The organism is Acinetobacter sp. CIP 101934 (genome assembly GCF_000369585.1).
In the GTDB taxonomy this organism is placed as follows: Bacteria; Pseudomonadota; Gammaproteobacteria; order Pseudomonadales; family Moraxellaceae; genus Acinetobacter; species Acinetobacter schindleri.
The window spans coordinates 1-2,911 of sequence record NZ_KB850091.1 but is presented as its reverse complement, the minus strand read 5'-3'; the positions used below and the strand labels follow the sequence as shown (position 1 = coordinate 2,911).

Sequence of the window (2,911 nt, the reverse complement as noted above, 5' to 3'; positions counted from 1 at the left end):
GATATTTAGCTTATCATGTCAGCCTATTTGCAACAGTGCCCATTCATGCCCCTAGTTCATTTACAGCAAATCAATACCGAAATGGTGCAATATAGCTGCCCATGCAAGAAAAAGAAGAATGGTCATTACGTAGCAAATGGCTAGAGATAGCCAAAATCCATAACGCTGATAAAGTATTGGGAATGCTAAAAACATAGGTAATGTCGGTACTACATACCAAAAGGTATACCAAGCATGATTTGAAATTTTCTGCGGGTCTTGATTCTCAAGTTTCATCCATATCAGCACAAGTATCGTTACGATAGGTAAGGCTGCAATCAATCCGCCTAGACGGTCACTACGTTTAGCAACTTCTGAAATAAGTATGACCATTCCAGCAGTTAGAGCGTACTTAGCAATAAGCCAGACCATGTGCATTTCCTAGATGAGTAGATTTATAAAGTTCTATTTTACAAACTGCTAAGTTATAAGCATCTGTTGAATTTACTATTAAAGGATAGAAAAATCTTTTATGACTTTTACATATATTCTTATTAAAGGAAAACTATTTTTAATCCTTTAAAATTGTTATAAGATAAACAAAATTTGTTGATTTTATAACATGAAAATATCATTACTGATCTCATCACTTCCCAGTCAAAGCACAACCGCAAGAATGCGAATTTGGCGTTCATTAAAGTCAAATGGTGCAGCAACTTTAAGAGATGGTGTTTACCTCTTACCCGAAGCACATTCTGAAAAATTCGAGTCTGTTGTTCATGATCATCTTAATGAACATGGGCATGCCTATATCTTTCAGACTGAACCTCCTGCACATTTAGACCTTGCTCAACTTTTCGACAGGACTGGAGAATATGAAGAACTGAGAACTGAAATTTCACAAATACAAAATACGCTTGAGGAAAATAAGAAAAAAGAACATCTCAAACAGATTCGAAAATTAAGAAAAAACCTCAATTCACTGATAGAAATAGATTTTTTCCCAAATACTCATCAAAGCAAAACACTGAATGAACTCACCCGATTAGAACAAGTTATTGCCCGGTTAGGTGAATACGATGAACCCAATAATTTTGAACAGCAATTAAAAGTCCTATGCAAGCAAGATTTTCAAAATAAAATCTGGGCAACCAGAAAGCGTCCTTGGGTTGACCGTTTGGCATCGGCATGGATCATTCAGAAATTTGTAGACCCTCAGGCAAAATTTATTTGGTTAGAGCATCCCAATGATTGCCCCAAAGATACCTTAGGTTTTGATTTTGATGATGCCCAATTTACCCATATCAATCATCTAGTCACTTTTGAAGTGTTAATGCATAGCTTTGAATTACAAACCCCTGCTTTAAATAAAATCGCTGAAATTGTTCATTTTTTAGATGTTGGGGGAAATGAGCCTGCCGAAGCCTTAGGCATTGAAAAAATCTTGCAAGGCTTAAGAAGCACGATCACAGATGATGATCAATTACTCCATCTTTCAAACCATATTTTTGATGGCTTATATGCAGACTTTCAAAGGAATTTAACATGAATAATAAGTCATCTTTAATAGATGAAACAGAAATTGAATCTATCAGCTTTTGGCAAGCATTCAAATTTTGGTTAAAACTGGGATTCATTAGCTTTGGTGGCCCTGCCGGGCAAATCGCTGTTATGCACCAAGAGTTAGTTGAAGAAAAAAAATGGATTTCAGAACAGCGTTTTATGCACGCATTGAATTATTGCATGCTCTTACCCGGCCCCGAAGCTCAACAACTTGCAACTTATATTGGCTGGTTAATGCATAAAACCAAAGGTGGCATCGTTGCAGGGGTTTTATTTGTTCTACCTTCTCTTTTTATCCTCATTGGGCTGTCTTGGGTCTATGTGAAATATGGCGACGTCCCGATCATTGCCGGTTTGTTTTATGGCATTAAGCCCGCAGTTGCCGCAATTGTATTTCATGCCACGTATCGTATTGGCAGTCGTTCATTAAAGAATAAATTTCTATGGGCGATTGCAGTTATCGCTTTTCTTGCAATATTTATTTTTAATATTCCTTTCCCTTTAATCGTTTTATGTGCAGCGATATCGGGTTATTTGGTCGGTAAAAAGTATCCTGATTTATTTAAGCTAAATGCACATCAGTCCAGTCAAAAATCCTATGGACGTGCAATTATTGATGATGATACCCCTACACCTGAACATGCTGTTTTTAAATGGTCTCATCTGATCAAAATAACTGTAATTTCAGCACTTTTATGGGCAATTCCACTCATCTCTTTAACAGCAGTTTTGGGATGGAGTCATTCTTATACTCAACTGGCTTGGTTCTTTACTAAAGCTGCACTTCTGACATTTGGTGGTGCTTATGCTGTTCTGCCTTACGTTTATCAAGGCGCTGTCGGTTTTTATCACTGGCTCACCCCAACTCAAATGATCGATGGTTTAGCCCTAGGTGAAAGTACTCCCGGCCCATTGATCATGGTGGTGGCTTTTGTCGGCTTCTTAGCAGCTTATAACCATTCGCTGTTGGGTGCTGAACATCAATTTATTGCAGGTGCATTAGGTGCAATCATCGTCACGTGGTTTACTTTTATTTTCTCATTTTTCTTTATCTTAGCCGGAGCACCTGTTATAGAGTCCACACACAATCAAATTAAATTTACTGCCCCTTTAACCGCCATTACCGCTGCCGTGGTGGGCGTAATTTTAAATTTGGCACTCTTTTTATGTTACCACGTGCTTTGGCCACAGGGTTTTGAAGGGAATTTTGATTATATCTCTGCCATTATTGCAATTTTAGCTGTAGTCGCATTATTTAAATTTAATCAAAGTGTGCTCAGAGTCATCATCGGTTCTGCTTTAGTGGGTTTAACGATTAAAATTTTACTATAAAGAATGAACACTAGAGGTATGGATAAAAAATCTATGC

General features: G+C 37.4%; 3 protein-coding genes. 2 read left to right on the top strand and 1 reads right to left on the bottom strand.

The window, feature by feature from the left end:
- Positions 1-60: 60 nt before the first annotated feature.
- The gene (locus F899_RS00020; RefSeq protein ID WP_004644745.1) at positions 61-411 is read right to left on the bottom strand and encodes a DUF3147 family protein; all 351 of its coding nucleotides are present in this window, start codon (positions 409-411) and stop codon (positions 61-63) included.
- Between the two features lie 190 nt (positions 412-601).
- Between F899_RS00020 and F899_RS00015 the strand changes: the two genes are divergently transcribed.
- Both F899_RS00015 and chrA read left to right on the top strand, forming a co-directional pair.
- Positions 602-1,528, top strand: a complete 927-nt coding sequence (locus F899_RS00015) for a chromate resistance protein ChrB domain-containing protein (protein WP_005098232.1) — start codon at positions 602-604, stop codon at positions 1,526-1,528.
- Entirely contained in the window at positions 1,525-2,874 is a 1,350-nt protein-coding gene (gene chrA, locus F899_RS00010) for a chromate efflux transporter (protein WP_005098231.1), read from the top strand. The genes F899_RS00015 and chrA overlap by 4 nt, the downstream gene beginning before the upstream one ends.
- The last annotated feature ends 37 nt before the right edge of the window (positions 2,875-2,911 follow it).